1 protein-coding gene is annotated in these 1745 nt (G+C 77.1%); it reads left to right on the top strand.

Annotated features, from left to right (window positions below):
* Window positions 1–1745: SpnB-like Rossmann fold domain-containing protein (locus MXD58_RS26985; RefSeq protein ID WP_250610675.1), on the top strand; the 1745-nt coding region annotated here is incomplete at both ends.

Raw genomic sequence — 1745 nt, 5'->3', positions numbered from 1 at the left:
CCCAAGCCCTGCTCGCCGACGGCCTCCGGGTCGCCCGCCACGCCGACGAGGGGCTGTACCTGGTCGACTGGCCGGCGGTGCCGCACACCGGGACGGATTCGGGCGGCGCGCGAGCACGCGACGCGGAGCTGGACGGCGCGGGTTCGACGTATGGCGACCGCGTCGTCCTCGGCGACGCGGCGGCGTTCGGCCTGCCGGCCGCCGGTGATCTGGCAGCCCTGCGGGCCACGGTCGACGCCGGTGGGCGCGTGCCGACCCTCGTGGTCCACCAGCACCGTTCCACGCCGGCCGGATCGGCTGACGGACCGGTGGACGGGCCGGTCGAGGCCGCGCACGCCACCGCGCGGGACCTGCTGCGGCTGCTGCGCGACTGGCTGGCCGACGAGCGGTTCGCCGCGTCCCGACTCGTGGTCGTGACCGAGCGGGCCGTGGCCACCGGGCCGGGTGAGGACGTCGAGGATCTCGCCGCCGCGGGCGGCTGGGGGCTGGTCCGCAGCGCCCACACCGAGAATCCCGCCCGGGTGGCGCTGCTCGACGTCGACGGCCGGTCCACCTCGCGGGAGGCGGTCACCGCGGCCCTCGCGCTGCTCGCCGCCTCCCCTGCCGCGCACAGCGAGCTGGCGGTACGCGACGGGGAGATCCGCCGGCCGCTGCTGGCACCGCTGAGCGCGACACCGAGGCTGGTCGTGCCCGCGGGCACCGAGCCGTGGCGGCTCGACGTGACCAGCGCCGGCTCGCTGGACGACCTCGCGCTGCTGCCCGAACCGGCCGCGCGGCGCACGCTGGGCCCCGGCGAGGTGCGGGTCGCCCTGCGCGCGGCGGGGCTGAACTTCCGGGACGTGCTGATCGGCCTGGGGATGTACCCGGGTGGGGCCCGCATCGGCGCGGAAGGCGCCGGGGTGGTCGTCGAGGTCGGTGCGGACGTCACCGACCTCGTGCCGGGAGACCGGGTGATGGGCCTGGTCCAGGGCACGCTCGGCCCGCTGGCGGTGACCGACCGCCGGCTGGTGACGGCGATCCCGCCGGGCTGGTCGTTCGGGCAGGCCGCCGGCGTGCCGGTCGCGTTCCTCACCGCCTACCACGGCCTGGTCGGCCTCGGTGGGCTGCGCGCCGGTGAGTCCGTGCTGATCCACGCCGCCACCGGCGGGGTCGGCCAGGCGGCGGTGCAGCTCGCGCGGCAGCTCGGTGCCGAGGTCTTCGGCACCGCCAGCCCGGCGAAGTGGCCGGTGCTGCGACGCCAGGGCCTCGACGAGGCGCACCTCGGTTCGTCGCGGACGCTGGAGTTCGCCGACCTCGTCCGGGCCACCACCGGCGGGCGGGGCGTCGACGTGGTGCTCAACGCGCTGGCCGGCGAGTTCACCGACGCGTCGCTGGGCCTGCTCGGTGCCGGTGGGCGGTTCGTCGAGATGGGCAAGACCGACCAGCGCGAGCCGGACGCCGTCGCGGCACGCTGGCCCGGCGTGACCTACCAGGCGTTCGACCTGTTCGACGTCGACCCAGCGCGGATCGCCGTGATGCTCGCCGACCTCGCGACCCTGTTCGCCCGAGGCGCGCTGCGGCCACTGCCGACGACCGCCTGGGACATCCGGCACGCCCCCCAGGCGCTGCGCCAGCTCAGCCTCGCCCGGCACACCGGCAAGCTGGTCCTCACGCTGCCGACGCCGCTGGACCCGGCGGGCACGGTGCTGGTGACCGGCGGCACGGGCGCGCTCGGCGCGCTGACGGCCCGCCGGCTCGTCACCCAC

It is taken from the genome of Frankia sp. AgKG'84/4, from assembly GCF_023242965.2.
Lineage (GTDB): Bacteria > Actinomycetota > Actinomycetes > Frankiales > Frankiaceae > Frankia.
This window is presented reverse-complemented; position numbering and strand designations above follow the sequence as displayed.